Annotated in this window: 15 protein-coding genes; 12 read left to right on the plus strand and 3 right to left on the minus strand. The window is 68.9% G+C overall.

The genetic code is table 11. The features are described from left to right. Positions 1-61: 61 nt before the first annotated feature. On the minus strand, positions 62-865 hold the full coding sequence (locus NR798_RS38830; protein ID WP_375767613.1) for a TerC family protein: 804 nt from the start codon (positions 863-865) through the stop codon (positions 62-64). Positions 866-1,036: 171 nt separating this feature from the next. Next, positions 1,037-1,453, minus strand: coding sequence for a DUF6209 family protein (locus tag NR798_RS38835; RefSeq protein WP_375767614.1), 417 nt, complete (start codon positions 1,451-1,453; stop codon positions 1,037-1,039). 462 nt (positions 1,454-1,915) lie between these two features. On the opposite strand from NR798_RS38835, the gene NR798_RS38840 reads away from it, so the two are divergent. The 12 genes from NR798_RS38840 to NR798_RS38895 all read left to right on the plus strand — a co-directional run bounded on the left by NR798_RS38840 (position 1,916) and on the right by NR798_RS38895 (position 15,899). After that, a complete protein-coding gene (locus NR798_RS38840; RefSeq protein ID WP_375767615.1) occupies positions 1,916-2,437 on the plus strand; it encodes a hypothetical protein in 522 nt (173 codons plus the stop codon). After that, positions 2,437-3,243: a hypothetical protein gene (locus NR798_RS38845; RefSeq protein WP_375767616.1), complete on the plus strand. Its 807-nt coding sequence runs from the start codon at positions 2,437-2,439 to the stop codon at positions 3,241-3,243. The genes NR798_RS38840 and NR798_RS38845 overlap by 1 nt, the downstream gene beginning before the upstream one ends. Before the next feature lie 142 nt (positions 3,244-3,385). Then, complete coding sequence (locus NR798_RS38850; protein WP_375767617.1) at positions 3,386-5,308, plus strand: AAA domain-containing protein; 1,923 nt, start codon at positions 3,386-3,388, stop codon at positions 5,306-5,308. Between the two features lie 84 nt (positions 5,309-5,392). Then, on the plus strand, positions 5,393-6,268 hold the full coding sequence (locus NR798_RS38855) for a trypsin-like serine protease (RefSeq protein WP_375767618.1): 876 nt from the start codon (positions 5,393-5,395) through the stop codon (positions 6,266-6,268). After that, on the plus strand, positions 6,265-7,254 hold the full coding sequence (locus NR798_RS38860) for a trypsin-like serine protease (RefSeq protein WP_375767619.1): 990 nt from the start codon (positions 6,265-6,267) through the stop codon (positions 7,252-7,254). Before NR798_RS38855 ends, NR798_RS38860 begins: the two co-directional genes overlap by 4 nt. A gap of 252 nt (positions 7,255-7,506) precedes the next feature. Beyond that, positions 7,507-7,680, plus strand: coding sequence for a hypothetical protein (locus NR798_RS38865; RefSeq protein WP_375767620.1), 174 nt, complete (start codon positions 7,507-7,509; stop codon positions 7,678-7,680). Between the two features lie 82 nt (positions 7,681-7,762). Further along, a complete protein-coding gene (locus NR798_RS38870; RefSeq protein ID WP_375767621.1) occupies positions 7,763-8,620 on the plus strand; it encodes an alpha/beta fold hydrolase in 858 nt (285 codons plus the stop codon). 191 nt (positions 8,621-8,811) lie between these two features. Then, positions 8,812-11,823, plus strand: a complete 3,012-nt coding sequence (locus NR798_RS38875; protein WP_375767622.1) for a choice-of-anchor D domain-containing protein — start codon at positions 8,812-8,814, stop codon at positions 11,821-11,823. Positions 11,824-11,971: 148 nt separating this feature from the next. Then, positions 11,972-13,078, plus strand: coding sequence for a serine/threonine protein kinase (locus tag NR798_RS38880; RefSeq protein ID WP_375767623.1), 1,107 nt, complete (start codon positions 11,972-11,974; stop codon positions 13,076-13,078). A gap of 217 nt (positions 13,079-13,295) precedes the next feature. Continuing rightward, positions 13,296-13,844: a Uma2 family endonuclease gene (locus tag NR798_RS38885; protein ID WP_375767624.1), complete on the plus strand. Its 549-nt coding sequence runs from the start codon at positions 13,296-13,298 to the stop codon at positions 13,842-13,844. 122 nt (positions 13,845-13,966) lie between these two features. Next, positions 13,967-14,590 carry a TIGR02265 family protein gene (locus NR798_RS38890; RefSeq protein WP_375767625.1) on the plus strand — a complete coding sequence of 208 codons (624 nt, stop codon included), beginning with the start codon at positions 13,967-13,969 and terminating at the stop codon, positions 14,588-14,590. 37 nt (positions 14,591-14,627) lie between these two features. After that, on the plus strand, positions 14,628-15,899 hold the full coding sequence (locus tag NR798_RS38895) for a metallophosphoesterase (RefSeq protein WP_375767626.1): 1,272 nt from the start codon (positions 14,628-14,630) through the stop codon (positions 15,897-15,899). Between the two features lie 21 nt (positions 15,900-15,920). Here the strand turns inward: NR798_RS38895 and NR798_RS38900 are convergent, their stop codons facing one another. Continuing rightward, positions 15,921-17,156: a serine hydrolase domain-containing protein gene (locus tag NR798_RS38900; RefSeq protein WP_375767627.1), complete on the minus strand. Its 1,236-nt coding sequence runs from the start codon at positions 17,154-17,156 to the stop codon at positions 15,921-15,923. Positions 17,157-17,160 lie beyond the last annotated feature (4 nt).

Here is a 17,160-nt window from a genome sequence, read left to right on the forward strand (position 1 = left end):
CTTCAGAAACTTGTCCAACAGTTGGACACGTTTGTCGTGAGCGCGCCCGGGAGGGCCGTCCTCACTCAGGCATGGCCTGGAGCCTGGGCGAAGCGCCGCTCACCGGGGCCGGGGCCTGCTCGCCCTCGAACCTGTGATGGAGCGTGACGGGCGCCTGATGCTTGCGCATCCGCATGTTGACGAGCTCCACGGCCAGCGCGAACGCCATCGAGAAGTAGAGGGTGCCCTTGTTGATGTGCTGGCCGAACCCTTCCGCGGTGAGCATCGCGCCAATCAGCAGCAGGAAGCTCAGCGCGAGGATCTTCATGCTGGGGTGCTTGTTCACGAAGTCGCCAATCGACTTCGCGGCGACGAGCATCACGCCCACGGCGATGATCATCGCGACGATCATGACCGGAATGTGCTGGGCCATTCCGACGGCCGTGATGACCGAGTCGAGCGAGAAGACGATGTCGAGCAGCATGATCTGCACCAGGATGAGGCCGAACGAGGCCGCCGCGCGCGAGCCCTTGCCGTCCTGCTCATGGCTCACCTCGAGCTTGTCGAAGATCTCGTGCGTCGCCTTGGCCATGAGGAAGAGGCCACCGCCGAGCAGGATGAGATCGCGGCCGGAGAACCCCTTGCCCATCACGCTGAAGAGCGGCGCCGTCAGGCCCATCACCCAGGAGATGGTCAGAAGCAGCAGCAGCCGCATGCCCAGGGCCAGGCCGAGTCCCAGGTTGCGCGCGAGCGGCTGCTGGGCCGCGGGCAGCTTCCCCGTGAGGATGGAGATGAAGACGATGTTGTCGATGCCCAGCACGATCTCCATCGCCGTCAACGTGAGGAGACTGATGAGCGCCTCGGGCTGCATGAAGACTTCCAACATCCGCGTTCTCCTTGGGCCAACCGGCTCGAAGCGGCAGGAGTAACCCTTGGAGGCAGACCCAGACAATTTGGAAATCTGGGCTGAATCCTTCGTCTTTTCCGAAGAGTCGATGAACGAGCTGAAACAGCACCGGCCCCCGGTGGTGCTACGTCGGTTGCCGGTGCGTCTCCACTACGGCTGGAGCGTGAACGTGTAGATGGGCCAGGAGCTCGGGTCGTAGGCGACGCAGCTCCCGCGGTCCCAGTTCTTGAAGCGCATCTCGAGGGTGCGCGCCCCAACGGGCGCCGTGATGGTGGCCGGCACCGGCTGGCGGATGTAACCGCTCGTGTTGGTCACGTAGGCGCTCTGGAAGGTGCCGTAGTCGAAGCGGTACTCGACGGTGATGAACCAGGTGTCCATGCCGCTGTACGTCGCGCGGCACGTCTTCAGCCGGTTGAGGTCGTACTGGACTGTGAAGGCCTGGCCGGCGCGCAGCGTGCCGGTGACGGTATAGGGGCCGCTCGCCGGAAAGGAGATGACCGGGGTCTGCGCCGCGGCGGAGGTGGCGATCAGCAGGGGGAGGACGAACGCGCAAAGTCTGGACGACAAAACAGGCTCCTCGGGTGGGGGGAACTACCCGGACATTCTCCAGGATGTCATGGGGTAATTTCCAGGAATTTCCTATTTTCTCGTGTTTGCCCCCTGACAGCAGAGTCCGTGAGAGCGAGCCATTCGAGCACCTCGCCAAGGGGGTCATCTCGCGCCATGGAGCTGAAAGCATCACCTACCACCCCCCAGGGGAGGCCCGGCTCGCGGGGCTCCTCGCGATGGCGCTCGGGCTCGTGGTGTTCGTGGCCACGGCGGCGCTCTACGAAATCTTGTCAGCATGTGAACGCCGCATGCCGGGTGACTGCCCAACCCGCCTCAACAGGAGTCTAGGCTCTCTCCATGGGCACTGGCGCCATCCTCCGGAAACTCATGGCAATGGTCCTCTGCCTTCCGCTGATATCATGTAGCGCCTCTCACCCTTCCCTGGCGGGTCCATCCGGATCGCAGGAGCTGGCGCAGTACGTGCTCATCATCAAGGAGAAGCCGGACGGGCACCCCACCCACGAGTGGCGGCCAGCACAGGACATGGACTTGTCGCAATACTCGTACCGAGCGGGTAGACAAAGCAATGCAGGAAGCATCCTTCGCATCACCTTCACGCGCGACTGTGAGGCCGAGCTCCATGAGTGCTACCAGGATTGCATGAAGCGCCCCCTTCCTCCTGGCTACGGCGGCATCAAGATTCCACGCAAAGCAGGAGGCAAGGCGGAGTGGTGCAACAGGAAATGCATCCAGCCCTACAATGACTGCTGCCAGCTACGCGACGTGGAAGCGCAACGATTCGAGGCGATTGAGCCAGCCGTCGAATGGGCAAAGCAACACCGCAAGGAAATCCTGGATGGCACCATGATCATCATCGCCGGGGTCGCCTTCCTGGCCTTCGGAGGGCCCGGTAGCCTCATCCTGGCTCCCGCGGCGGCGATTCTACTGACGAGCGGATTCGAGGCCGCACCACCTGATGTCCTGAATGATGAGAGGCGCTGATGATGGCCCAAGACATCATTCTCGAGGCCCAGAAACTCATCGGGAGGCTCTGGAAGGAGAAACAATCCCCCGAGCGGGCAAGAATTCTGGAGTGCGCGGGCTACACCTTCTCGTTCATCTCCGCGACCGGCCAGGACTACCGTTTCGAGGATTTTCGTCAGCACCATGTCCCAGGCAGCCTGGGGCGGGCCGGAGCTGGCAGTACGAACCTCCGAGAGCTTCTGGCCAGAACTCATGGTTTTTTCAATCAACTGCTGGCCGAGTCAGGGGCGTCCGGCGAGCAGGGACCGCTTCGCATCGTCCTGGATGCAGTGGATTACATCGTCTCGACCGGCGAGCTCGACGCGTTGGGCGAGCACATGCGAAGACTCGAAGCCGGCGCCCCACCGCGTGTCATGGCTGCATTTGGCACGCGGGAAGAGGCGGCCGCCTGGCTGGAGCAAATTTCCGAACCTCCCAGCCGGGCATTGGTATTGATTAACGAGCAATACCATCAGGCTGTCTATCTCCGCAGTATCAACCACCGCAAAGTCATACCGTGGCCCGCCATGGAGTACTACCTCGCGGAGCTCATCCAGGATGTGGCGCCCATTGCCGTGGCCACCTTCGCCAGCCGTGAGACGGCCGAGGCATGGCTGAAAGAACAAACCGAGCCACCTGATCGGGCATGGGTGCTGATTGCGGGGGAGATCCACCTCGCGGTCAACCACGCCAACGTCCAACGTCGCGCCCTGTATCCACTGGCGATGGCCGATGGTTATGAAGTCAATGACGAGGTTGAAGCCGAGCCACCACCGCGGGACTGAGCAGCACGAGCGGGCTCGTGCACACAGCGAGCATTCGCAACCACCCGCCAACTCATTCTTTCCCCGCCAACGTCGCCTGGCGAGCGCCCGGCCCCACACCGGCGTCATGCGGGCGCCCCGCGCGTGGCATAAACCTTCCCCCATGTCTCGCGACGTCTCCTTCTTCGACTCCCTTGGCCGCCTCCTCGCCCTCGAGCGCGAGGCCGAGCGCGCCCGCATGGAAGCCCTCGCCGAGGGCATGTCCCTTCAGCAGCGCGCCGAGCAGGGCCTCTCCTTCCTCGATCTGGAGAGCATCGAGGAAGAAGTCGGCCTCGGTGGCCGCGTCCTCGTCACCCTCGCCCGCAAGGACAGGGCCCGCTTCCCCGCACGCCTCGACAACGGCGACCAGGTCGCCGTCTTCCCCCGCCGCTCCGAAATCAAGGAGCCCGCCCGCGCCCTCGTCTCCCGCGCCACCGCCACCCGCGTCACCCTCGCCTTCGATCGCGAGCCCCCTCCCTTCGTCCACGAGGGCCTCCTCCGCCTCGACCGCGTCCCCAACGACGTCACCTACGAGCGCGTCCGCGCCGGCCTCCAGCGCGTCAAGGCGCTCGACAAGGGCGCCGCCCGCCGCAAGCGCGAGGTGCTCCTCGGCAACGAGCCTCCCCGCTTCGACAACCTCCGCGAATTCACCCCCTCCCTCCCCCTCAACCCCGAGCAGCACGACGCCGTCTCCCGCGCGCTCGCCGCCGAGGACTTCTTCCTCGTCCACGGCCCTCCCGGCACCGGCAAGAGCACCGTGCTCGCCGAGGTCGCCGCCCAGGCCGTCGCCCGCGGCCAGCGGCTGCTGTGCACCGCCGCCAGCAACGCCGCCGTCGACCACCTCACCGACCTCTGTCTCGACAAGGGCCTGCGCACCATCCGCGTCGGCCACCCCGCCCGCGTCACACCCCGCCTCCAGGAGCACACCCTGGACATCGTGGTGGAGGAGCACCCCGACCGCGTCCTCTCCCGCGAGCTCTTCGACGAGGCCTTCTCCCTGCTCGGCTACGCCCGCCGCCAGCGCAACCAGGGCCGCAGCAGCGCGCGCTTCGCCAACGCCCGCGCCTCCACCACCGAGGCCAAGAGCCTCCTCAGCGAGGCCCGCGCCCTCGAGCGCAAGGCCCTGCACGCCGTCCTGGAGCGCGCCCAGGTCGTCTGCGTCACCCTCGCCAGCCTCGAGTCCGGCGTCCTCTCCCACGAGGAGTTCGACCTCGCCCTGCTCGACGAGGCCACCCAGGCCACCGAGCCCCTCACCCTGCTCGGCTTCCTGCGCGCCCCCAAGGTGGTGCTCGCGGGAGACCCCCAGCAGCTGCCTCCCACCGTCCTCTCCCAGGAGGCCGCGAAGCAGGGGCTCGCCGTCAGCCTCTTCGAGCGCCTGCTCTCCGACCACGGCGAGGGCGTCAAGCGCATGCTCCGCGAGCAGTACCGGATGAACACCGCCATCATGTCCTTCCCCTCCAGGGAGATGTACGGCGGCGAGCTGCGCGCCCACCCCAGCGTGGCGGACCGCACCCTCGCGGACGTGCTGCCCGCCGGGGCCAGCGTGGACGCCCCGCCCGTCCTCTTCCTCGACACCGCCGGCAAGGGCTTCGACGAGGAGCAGGAGAAGGACACCGGCAGCCTCTTCAACCGTGGCGAGGCGGACCTCGTCATCGCCCGTGTGAAGGAGCTGCTCGGCGCCGGACTGGAGCCCCGCGAGCTCGCCGTCATCACCCCCTACCGCGCCCAGGCCCACGCCCTGCGCGAGCGCGTGGAGCTGCTCTCCCCCGACGTCGAGGTGGACACCGTCGACGCCTTCCAGGGCCGCGAGAAGGACGCCATCCTCGTCTCCCTCACCCGCTCCAACTCCGAGGGCCAGCTCGGCTTCCTCACCGACCTGCGCCGCATCAACGTCGCCATCACCCGCGCCCGCAGGCACCTCTTCGTGGTGGGTGACTCGGCCACCCTCAGCGGCCATCCCTTCTACGCCCGCCTCATCGAGTCCACCCAGGAGGGCGGCGGCTACCGCTCCGCCTGGGAGTGGCCCGATCCCTCGGATGCACTCTGACGTTTGACGCGGCGCGCTCCCCCCACCTAGCTTGTGCGGATGCGCAAATGGAACCCTGGTAGAGCACTCCCGCGAGGGGGTGCGTTGTCCGCATCCGTGTTGCCGGGGCTCTTGCTGCTGCTGTCGGTTGCAGGATGCACGGACCGCTCCAACCAGGACACGAAGCAAGAGAACCCGGAGACCACGAACCAGGAGGTGTCGGTGGAGGCGCTGGCGGGAGAGATCGACTCGGCGAACCGCTATCCTTCAACGGTCCTCGTCGTGGCCCAGGAGCCCGTGTCGGGAAAGAGCTTCAAGGGTTGCAGCGGCGCGCTGCTCTCCCCCCGGTGGGTGCTCACGGCGGGACACTGCGTCTGTCCGCAGCGGCCAGCGCCTGTGCTGGGTGATGGGAACGGGCGCATCATCGAGGCCACCACGTGCGCGGCGAGTGCCACCATCAAGGTCCTCTCCTACCTGCCGATGACCCAGGGTGAGCCGTCGGAGGTACGCACGACAAGACATCAAGGCAAGGTTCACGCCCATCCCGAGCTCAAGCTCCTGCTGGATGCTGGCGGGGGGATTGTCTCGAGCCATGCGGACCTCGCGCTCGTCTTCCTGGAGATTCCAGTGAAGGACGCGCCTTCGCCGCCGGCTCTCGCGAAGACGGAAGTCACCCCCGGTGAGCCCATCACCGTGGTGGGACACGGTCATGACGAGCTCCGAGGAAGCATGGGGGGAGATCGCCGATTCAGCACGACGCGGGTGGTGAAGCGCGCGGAATCAGGTGGAGAGCGAGTCGTGTTCGAGCAGCCGAACCGGAATGTCTACAAGGGCGAGAGTGGAGGCCCTTGCCTGCGGGAGACCCCTCAGGGGCAGGAGCTCGCCGGGATCTCGAGTCGCAGCCTGGGCCGGGAGCCCTCCTGCATCGGCACCCACGCCTTCCAGGGTTGGATTCTCGAGCGGATGCAGAGCACTCCATGAGGGTGGGCCGGACACTTCTCGCCGTGCTGTCGGTGACAGCCCTCGGGAGCGGATGCGCCGCGGAGACCTCGTCGCTGGAGCGGACGCTCCTCCGTCGCACGTCTCTCGTCAGGCCTGGGAGCTCACGGGATTTCGAGAATCGCTACCAGTCGACGCTCAGGCTCTTGGTTGCGGAGAAGGCCGCACAAGAACCGGGCTCGAGCGGAGAGTGCAGCGGAGTCCTCATCGCGCCGCGGATCGTTCTGACGGCCGGACATTGCGTCTGCATCACGAGGAAGCTCTCCGTGTCCGAACGCGAGGCACTCGCCAAGGCGGCGATGGCCGGGATGGAGCGCCGAGGGGATGTCGTTTCCAGGGCCGAGAGCCTTCGGAGCCAACGTCTCGACGCTGTCCTGGACAGCTCGCGGTGCGCGAGCAGCGCGAAGGTCAGGACGCTCATCTACGAGCCGCAGGCTCCAGGAGAGGCAGAGAGCGCGCGACAGATGACGTACAGCGGCTCGGTGATACCCCATCCCCGGCTCGAGCTCCTCTACGACGATGAAGGGAGCGTGGTCTGGAGTAGCGCGGACCTCGCCGTCATCCGTTTGGACATGCCGGTGAAGGACGCTCCGGTGGTGAAGCGGGCAACAGCAGAGGCGCGGGTGGGTGAGCCCATCGTCATGGCGGGTTATGGCCCCGGTGAGCCTCTCGGCCTGGCGGGTGAGCGTCATTCTGGCGAGAACCAGGTGAGCTGGCTCAGGAGGCTGGACTCGGGAAGTGTCGAGTTCGTCGTCGCACAGCAGCGGATGCCCAGCGGGCACGTCGCCTCACACCTGGACGCGGGTGATAGCGGAGGGGGCTGCTGGCGAACGGAAAGCGATGGCCACACCGTGCTCATCGGTATCGCGGGGGGGAATGCGAAGAACGGCCGGGGCGAGAGCCTCTCGGTCTTCACCAGCATCCATTCGCATGAGGAGTGGCTGAGCCACCAGCTGGCAGAGCCCTGAGCTACGGCCCGACCCCTCCGACGCACTCTGAGCTTTGAGAAAATGTGAACCTTTGCGGTCACCCCGGGGTGCTACGCAAAAGGTGCAGACCTACACGCACGTTTTGTCGCAACCCCACGCAAGATTTGTCACTCCGGTAGGGGCAGGCAGGCGCTAAATCCCCGGATTCCTTGAGGAGTGGCAAAGCCCGGGTGTCGGCACGCCGCGTGCTTGAGGAAGGAGCGGGGGAAGGCAGCCCTCAAGGAGGCAGCCATGTCGCAGGTTCGTTCCGTCGTGTCGAAAGAAGCCGATGTCTGGATCCTCCGGCTGGAGAAGGCCAACGGGAAGGTGCAGGAGTACCGCTGCACGTCCGAGGGCCAGGCGAAGCAGCTCGCCCTGATGCTCTCCGCCCCGGCGCCCATGGAGCCCGTCCAGCTCCAGGCCTGAGCCGGGTCCACAGCACAACGGCGGCCGGATGCGTCATGCGGCACCGGCCGGAGTAGTCTTCCCGGCCCGCAAGGAGCCGCCGTTGCCCTCATCCTTCGAGTCGTTGACAGCCGACGCCCACGGTCTCGCCCTCCACGCGCGCCAGCGCAACCCGGGGGGCGCTCCCGCAGTCGTCTTCCTGCACGGCTGGTTGGACCACTCCCACAGCTTCGACCTCGTCGCCGAGCACCTGCCGGACGCCTGGCGCCTGGTGCTGCTCGACTTCCGAGGCATGGGCCGCAGCGCCCACCTGCCGGGCCACGCCCACTACCAGTTCGCCGAGTACCTGGTGGACGTGGAGGCCGTGCTGCGCGCCACCGGGCTGAAGGCCGCGCACTTCGTTGGCCACTCGCTCGGCGGCATCGTCGCCACGGCCTACGCCGCCGCCCGCCCCGAGCGCGTCCTCAGCCTCAGCCTCATCGAGAGCCTCGGCCCTACCGGCGGCCCTCCCGAGAACGCGCTCCCGCGGCTGCGCGGCTTCCTCGAGGACCTGGAGCGTCCGCCCAACCGCAAGCGCTACCCCAGCGTGGAGGCCGCCGCCGCCCGCCTGCGGGAGAACAACCCCTCCCTGCCCGAGCCCGCCTCGCTCCACATGGCCCGCCATGGCACCGAGCCCGTGGAGGGTGGCCTCGTCTTCACCTTTGATCCTGCCCACCGCCGCCGCTTCGCCTTCGGCTACGACGACGCGCAGTGGCTCGCCGTCTCCTCCGCCGTCACCTGCCCGGTGCAGCTGATCCTCGGCAGCGAGGGCTTCCGCTTCGAGGACGAGCGCGCCCAGGCGAGGATGGCCGCCCTGCGGCTGCGGCCCCCGCTCGTCATCCCCGGCGGGCACCACGTCCACCTGGAGCAGCCCGAGGCCGTGGCGCGCGCCCTGGTGGAGCACATCTCCCCGGCCCGCTAGTCCGCCCCCAGCCCCCTGGCAAGCCGGGAAAACTCCTTCCACCCTTCAGGGTAAGCGGCTTCCCTCCCTTCGTATCCTACATCCACACCCCCGACCAACCCCCTGTTTTCACTGGGCTCCCCAGTCGACACAGGGCTGGTCGCCCGTTTGCATTGGGCCCATGCCGGATGGGCGCGAGGCGAGAACGGGCAATGAAGACGGGGCTGAGCGGTGGGCGGATCATCGGGCTGTCGCTGCTGGCGGCGCTTCTGGCCGCATGCCACGAGCCGGGCAATACCCGCTCGGTCGTGGCCACGGCGGCGGTGGACGCGGACGCACTCGACTTCGGCGAGGTGCCGGTCGGGCAATGGCGCGAGAAGGTCGTGCGCCTGCGCAACGTGGGCTACGTGCCCTTCCATGCGCTGGAGGCGCTGGGGCTCGAGGGCAACCCCTCGTACCAGGTCTCCTTCGACGGAGAGGGCCGGGTGGAGCCGGGCAAGGAGAAGCTGGTGCGCGTGCGCTTCCACCCGCTCGCCGAGGGCGCCGTGGAGGAGCGGGTGCACGTCACCACGGACGCCAACTCGGGCCGGGAGCACACGGTGCGGGTGAAGGGCCAGGGCGTGCCCCTGCCCATCGACATCCAACCGCCCGTGCTGGACTTCGAGACGCTGGAGGTGGACAGCGAGCGCACGCTGCGGCTCACCATCACCAACCCGGTGGACCTGCCGCTCACCGTGACGGTGAAGGGCGCGGCGGCCGATGCCTTCCGCACCGACACCATCACCGTGCCGCCCAATAGCACGCACCAGGTGGAGACGCGCTACCTGCCGACGGACCTCGGGGACATGCGCGCGCTGGTGGAGGTGAAGCCCTGTGCCACCTGCACGCCGTCCACGGCGGAGCTGGCGGGCCGCTCGGTGGCGAGCGCCTTCGTCTTCGATCCCGCGCCAGTGCCCTTCGACTTGATTCCGGTGCACGAGCGCACGAAGTCCTTCACGCGCGCGCGCAACATCACCTGGAGGCCGGTCACCCTGCAGGAGCTGACCACCAATGACCGGGCCTTCACGCCGCTGAAGGAAGTGCGCGCCACGGAGGTGAAGCCGGGCGAGGTGGTGGAGCTGCCCATGGAGTTCGCGGCGCGCACCTCCGGGCCCACCAAGGCCATGCTGACGGTGGGCTACGCGTCGGACAAGCCGCGCCAGACGCAGGTGATTCTCGACGCGAACGGCGGCCGGCCCCGGCTGGCGGTGGCCCCGCTGGCGCTGGACTTCGGCGAGCTGCCCGTGGGCGGCAAGGTGGGCAAGACGATCCGCCTGACCAACGGTGGCACCACCGGCAACCTGTACTTCCGGGGCGTGCGCGGCACCGGCGCCGCGGACCACTTCTCGGTGGACGTGCCCCTGCGCGGCAAGGTGCCCCAGCCGTGGACGGCGGGGACGGCCTGGCCGGCGCTGAGCGCGGACAACGTCCCCATCGCGCCGGGCACGGACGCGCTGGATTTGACGGTGTACTTCGAGCCCAAGGGCGCCGGGCCGTGGACGGCCACGCTGGTGCTCGTCTCGGACGACCTGTTCAACCCCGAGCGGGAGATCGTCCTCACCGGCAGCGCGCGGGCCACGGGCCCCTGCGTCTTCGAGCTGCTCCCCCAGCCGCTGCTGGACTTCGGCAACGTGGAGCCGGGCCGGGGCGCCGTGCTGGGCTTCTACTTCCGCAACCCCGGCCGCGAGGAGTGCGCGGTGAAGGACATCCACCTGTCCAATGACGGCGGTGGCGCCTTCTTCATGCCCGGCGGCAAGCTCGCGGGCGGCGTGGTGCCGTACGACTCGGCCTTCAGCGCGATGATCGCCTTCCGGCCTCCGGCGGCGGGCCAGTTCCAGGGCGAGCTGAAGCTGACGGTGAACAACCCGGCGACGCCCACGGTGACGCTGCCCATCCGCGGCGTGTCGCAGGCGAGCTGCCTGGTGGCCGCGCCGGCCTTCGTGGACTTCGGGCCCATCCGCTACGACTGCCCGGCGAAGCCCCGGCGCACGCTCATCTCCAACCAGTGCGCCGCGCCCGTCGTCATGACCGACGCCCACCTCGGCGCGGGCACCAGCGGCCAGTTCCATCAGGAGACGCCACTCGCCCTGCCGCGCATGCTGGCGCCCGGCGAGGGCGTGGAGGTGGAGTTCTCCTACGCTCGCAACGTGCATGGCCAGCACTACACGCCCTTCTTCGCGTCCGCGGAGAACGAGACGGCGCCGCTGCTCGTCCCGCTGCTGGCGGAGACGAACCACGAGGGCCTGCAGTTGGATCGCTTCATCCAGGGCACGGACAGCCAGCTGGACGTGCTCTTCGTGGTGGCCAACACCACCACCATGGACACCTTCCAGGCGCGGCTGAAGGCGGCCCTGCCCGGGTGGGTGGAGCGCGCGCGGCGCGAGGGAGTGGACCTGCGCCTGGGCGTCACCAGCACGGGCCTGGGGGCGCGGGCCAGCGTGTGCAGCGGCGCGGCGGCGGGCGGAGAGGCCGGACGGCTCGCCCCCGTGGATGGCCGGCGCTCCCGGGCCATCTCCAGCACCTCGGCCACGGCCGCGGCGACGGTGCAGGCCAACATCGACGAGCTGGGGCTGTGCCACAACCTGGTGCAGGGCCTGGAGACGATGCGCCAAGCGCTCTCCTCGCCCCTGGCCACCAGCGCGGATGATCCGCGCACCCCGCTGCCCAACGACGGCAACCTGGGCTTCCTGCGCTCCACGGCCCGGCTCGCGGTGGTGGTGGTGTCCGACGAGGACGACCACTCGGGCTTCGATCCGGAGAGCTACGTGCAGTTCCTCCAGGCGGTGAAGGGCACCGGCATGTCGCACCGCACCCAGCTGTACGCGCTGGTGCCCACCGACAAGCGCTGCACCACCGCGGGCGGGCCGGGGCCGCGCTTCTCCACCGTGGCCCAGCACACCGGCGGCGCGGTGGAGTCCATCTGCACCGGCGACTACGGCCCATTCCTGGACAAGCTGCTGCAGCGCGCCGGCGAGCCCCAGGCGGACTTCTCGCTGAGCGCCACGCCCAACGGCACGGCGGAGATGTCCGTGCGCGTCCAGGGCCGGCGGCTGGCCGAGGACCAGTGGACCTATGACCCGGCTCGCAACGCCGTCGTCTTCCGGTCCGCCGCGGTGCCCACCCTGGGCCAGCTCATCGAGGTCCGCTACCGCAGCGCCTGCGTGGTGACCCCCGCGGCCCCCTGAGGGCTCCGAGGAAGCAGGGAGCGGCTTTCGGGGGCCCCGTCAAGAGCGCGGGGTCCCTTCCGCTCGTGGCCTCGGGGGGGCTAAGGTTGGCGCTCCCGTGGAAACCTTCGGCCGTTACGAGCTGCTCCGAAAACTGGCGACTGGCGGAATGGGTCAGGTCTTCCTGGCCCGCCAGAAGGGGCCCGTGGGCTTCCAGAAGCTGCTGGTGGTCAAGCGGCTGCTGCCCCACCTCTCCGAGGACACGGACTTCATCAAGATGTTCCTGGATGAGGCCCGCATCGCCGGCATCCTCAACCACCCCAACATCGCGCAAATCTACGAGCTGGGGGACGTGGACGGCGTGCTGTACATCGCCATGGAGTACGTCCAGGGCGAGGCCGTCAGCCAGGTGAACGCCCGCGCCAACCACCGCAAGGGCGGGCTGCCGCTGGGGCTCAAGTGCCGCATCATCGCGGACGCCGCCGCGGGCTTGGACCATGCGCACCAGGCGCGCTCGCCCTCGGGCCGCAAGCTGGGCCTCATCCACCGGGACGTGTCCCCGCAGAACGTGCTGGTGGGCTTCAACGGCAACGTGAAGCTCATCGACTTCGGCGTGGCCAAGGTGTCCAACAAGCTGAGCCACACGGTGGTGGGCACCATCAAGGGCAAGCACGCGTACATGTCCCCGGAGCAGGCCCGCGACGAGGAGCTCGACGCGCGCTCGGACGTGTACGGCCTGGGCATCGTCTTCTACGAGCTGCTCACCAGCCAGCGGCTCTTCAAGCGCGAGTCGGACCTGGCCACCCTCAAGGCCGTGGTCGGCGCCAAGGTGATTCCGCCCTCCGAGGCCGTGCCCGGCATCCCCAAGTCGCTGGACGCCGTGGTGATGAAGGCACTGGCGCGCAAGCGCGAGGAGCGCTTCCAGAGCGCCGGGGAGCTCCAGCTCGCGCTCGAGGACTTCCTGCTCGCCGAGCGGCTCCCGGCCACCCCGGCCCACCTCACCGCCTTCATGAAGGAGCTGTTCTCCTCGGAGCTCGAGGAGGAGCGCTTCGCCAGCGAGCCCACCGTCATCCAGTACGATCCGCGGCTGGCCCGGGAGACGAGTTCGCCCTCCTCGACGAAGGTGGCGCCCGCGCAGGCCCAGGGGCAGCCGGCGAAGCAGGCACGGACTCCTGCTCGCGCCACACCTCCGAAGGGCCGCGCCGCCGCTCCGGCTCCCGCCGCCCGCCGTCCCACCGCGACTCGCGGAAGTGGCGAGGACACCGAGGAGTCGTAGACCGTCGTCTCCAGTGCTCTCGCGGGCGGGCGGACAGGCGGCTCCTGTGAAGCTCCATGGGAATTCCGGCGGCTGATGCTCGGTAGGCGCTTGCGGCAGGCTGCATTCGGAGGCAACTTCAGAGGGAAGATGGGCCCGGGTGACGTGACACGTCAGACCGAGGTGCTAGACCGGCTCCATGGAGACGGAGACGGGCGTCGAGGGACCGAGGGAAGTCATGGGACGTGAACGCGCCACCTACGCCGACCTGGAGGCACTCCCGGAGCACGTGGTGGGGGAGCTCATCGACGGGGAGTTGTACGCCAGTCCCCGGCCAGCGAGTCCTCACACGGTGGCGGCCTCCGTGCTGGGGGGCAGGTTGGTCGTCGCATTCCACCGGGGAGGCCCTGGTGGATGGGTTGTGCTGGATGAACCGGAGCTGCACCTGGGGCAAGACGTGCTGGTGCCGGACCTGGCCGGCTGGCGTAGGGAGCGGATGCCACGCGTACCGAGCACCGCGGCCTTCACGCTCGCGCCAGACTGGGTGTGTGAGGTGCTCTCCCCCTCCACGGCCAGGCTGGACCGGACGGCCAAGCTCCCCGTGTACGCGCGCGAGGGCATCCGGCACGTGTGGTTCGTGGAGCCAGTAGCACGCACGCTGGAGGTGTTCCGGCTGGAAGGGACGCACTACTCGCCGCTGGCCACCCACACCGGTACGGCCCGGGTGCGCGCCGAGCCCTTCGAGGCGCTGGAGCTGGAGCTCGCCGCCCTCTGGGACGAGGCGTAGCCGCCCGCCAGACATGGCGTGACGCAGTGAACAGGGATGCCCGGGAGCGGATTTGCCCTCTCATCCACATCCTGCATCCTGCTGGCTCTGGCACGTCTCTCGGGGCGGGTAGGAGCGCGAGGATGAGCAGCAAGGCCATCACGGTGGAGGAGAGAGACTTCGGCTCGCGGCAGGAGCTCGAGCGCCGGCTGGCCCTGGCGGTACCGGGGCACACCATGCGCGGCTTCTTCTTCAACGGCGCGCTGGCTGCCGTCCGGGGGCTCGGAGACGACGCGGTGAGGCAGTGCCTCGACGCGGGTGGAGAGACGAGCTTCACGGGCTTCTTCAACTACCCCGTCACCGCGTATCTCCGGGTCATCTACACGGCGACGTGGCTGCTGCAGGAGCAACAGGGAAGTTTCGAGGCCGCGATGCGCCGTGTGGGGTACATGGCGGCCCCTCCCTTCCTTTCCTCGGCGATGGGCAAGGCGCTGCTCTCGGTGACGCAGGGCAACCCGAGGATCCTGCTCAACAGCCTGCCCACGGCCTACCGGGCGGCGGTGAGCTACGGAGAGTGCGCGGTGCGCTGGACGGGGCTCCGCAGTGGGCTGCTCGTCACGAAGCACGACTTCATGCCCCACCTCATCCACGAGGGTGCACTGCTCGCCCTGTTCGAGGTGCTGGGCACGCCGGGCGTGCAGGTGAGCGGGAGGCAGGTGGGGACTCTCGACAATGAGATCTCCTTCTCCTGGCAGGGCCTTCAATAGAGGTGACAGGCCCAGCTCGGAGGAGCACCCTTCCCCCATGGCGAACACCCATCCCGGGACGAGCAGGTCCGAGCACCCCGTCGCCTACCTCACGGACGTGGAGGGCATCTGGGAGAAGCTGGCCAGCTTCTGCCAGGACAACCCGCACGTGCACCTCGACACCGAGGGACGGCTGGTGGTGCGTCCGGGCGCCACCTTCATCTACGGGGGCGACGCCGTCGATCGCGGGCCCGATGGGCTCCGGGTGGTGCGCACGCTCCTGGAGGCCCGGCAGCGGCAGCCCTCCCAGGTGGTGCTGCTGGCGGGCAACCGGGACATCAACAAGCTGCGCCTGCCGCGCGAGCTGAATGGCCACCCGCTCCCGAAGACCCCCGCCGACATGCGGGCCGCCCCCCGGCCGGTGCTCCTGCGGTGGATCTTCGACAACACCATGGGCGCGCGCGGCGCCTTCGAGTTCCGCCGGGCCGAGCTGGAGCGCACCGGCGGACCCGTGAGCGAGGAGGACGTGGTGGACAGCTTCCTCGGGGACGTCCTCCCCGGGGGACCGTTGCGCGACTACCTCTCCGTCTGTCAGCTCGCCTACCGGACCGGCAACACCCTCTTCGTCCACGGTGGGGTGCACGAGCGCAGCCTCGGCGTGGTGCCCACGGGCGAGCACGTGGAGGGCGTGGATGCCTGGGTGGAGGCCCTCAACCGCTGGTACAGCGAGCAGCTCGCGGCCTTCCGCGAGGAGCGCCTCGAGCCGGACGGCACCCCGGCCTGGGAGCCCCTCATCGCCTACCAGGCCCCCACTCCCGGCGAGCGCATCAACCTCGGCAGCGTGGTGTACGGGCGCATGGCCGACACCCGCAACCACCCCGGGCTGCCCTCCCCTGCCCTCATCGCGGCCCTCGCCCGCTCGGGCATCCACCGGGTGGTGGTGGGCCACACGCCGAGCGGGGACTGTCCCTCGGTGCTGCGCGAGGACTCCTTCGAGCTCATCCTCGCGGACAACTCCTACGGCCGCGTCGAGGGCGCCTCACGGCTCTTCCTCGGCGACGACAGCGTCTACGTGGAGGGCCAGGTGAAGCTGGATGACGGGCGGCTGGAGCGGCTGCGCTTCCAGCTCGCGCTCGGCGACACCTCCGTGCCCATCGGCCGGCAGTTGCTCGACACCGGGCAGCTGGTGAAGGGGCCGCTCGAGAGCGGGGACTGGCTGCTGTTCCGCGCGCTGCCCCAGTTCCGCGTCGAGCAGCTCCCGGTGGCCCCGAGCGCACTCGAGGGCCGGGCGCTGGGCCCCCCGCGGGCGGAAGCCCCGCGTCAGGTGTAGCTCCGCCTCACCACCGCGGTCTCAGTCGACGAGCGACTGGTAGACGAGCTGGCGCAGTTGCGAGCGGAGCGGATAGGTGCTCGACGGGAGCAGCTGGGTCATGAAGACGACGGCCAGCTCCTCGGCCGGGTCCACCCAGAAGGAGGTGCTCGCCATGCCGCCCCAGTGGTACTCGCCCACCGTCGTCAGCGTGCGGTAGGCCACGGGATCCACTACCACGCCCAGGCCGAGCCCGAAGCCGACTCCGTCGTAGCGCGTCTCGGCGAACAGCGGCCGGCCAAAGGCGGTGAGGTCCGCGCCTCCCGGCAGGTGGTTGCGGGTCATGTAGCTCACGGTCCGCGGGGAGAGCAGCCGCGCGCCATCGAGTTCGCCACCCTTCAGGAGCATCCACGTGAAGCGCGTGTAGTCGCGCGTCGTCGACACCAGCCCACCGCCGCCCGACAGCCACGTGGGAGGCTTCAGGATGCCCTTGCCGAGCGCGTCCGAGCGGATCGCCCGGGTGCGCGCGGGGTCCGGCAGGTACAGCCCGGCCAGCCGGCCCTGCCGCTCCTCGGGACACCAGAAGGTGGTGTCGCGCATCCCGAGCGGACCGAGGATGCGCTCGGCGAAAAAGGCCTCCAACGTCTGCCCGGAGACGACCTCGACGAGCCGGCCGAGCACGTCCGTGGCCACCGAGTAGTTCCACTCGGCCCCAGGCTGGAACGCGAGCGGCAACTCCGCCCACGCGCGCACGCACGCCGCGAGGTCCATGCCTTCCGGTGCGCCCGATTCGAAACCGCGGAGCCGGTAGATTTCATCGGTGACGTGCACGCGGTGGAAGCCGTACGTCAGCCCCGCGGTGTGCGTGAGCAGGTGCCACACGCGGATGGGCTCGGTCGCGGGCACGGTGACGGGCCGGGCCGCGGGCCCTCCAACGTAGACGCGCGGCTGGGAGAACTCGGGCAGCCACCGGCTGACGGGGTCGGACAGCTCGAACGCGCCCTCCTCCCACAGCATCATCGCCGCGACGGAGGTGATGGGCTTCGTCATGGAGTAGATGCGCCAGAGGGTGTCCGGCTCGACGGGGCGGCCAGCCTCCTTGTCGGCGAGCCCGTACGAGGACAGGTGCGCGACCTTGCCCCGGCGGGAGACCATCACCTGCCAGCCCGCGAGCCGCCCGTCATCGACGTACCGGCGGAAATGCGTGTCGATGCGCCGCAGCCGCTGCGCATCCAGGCCGACCTCACCCGGCTCGACGTTGATGCCGAAGTCCGCCATCCGT

The organism is Archangium gephyra, assembly GCF_042230915.1.
In the GTDB taxonomy this organism is placed as follows: domain Bacteria; phylum Myxococcota; class Myxococcia; order Myxococcales; family Myxococcaceae; genus Archangium; species Archangium gephyra_B.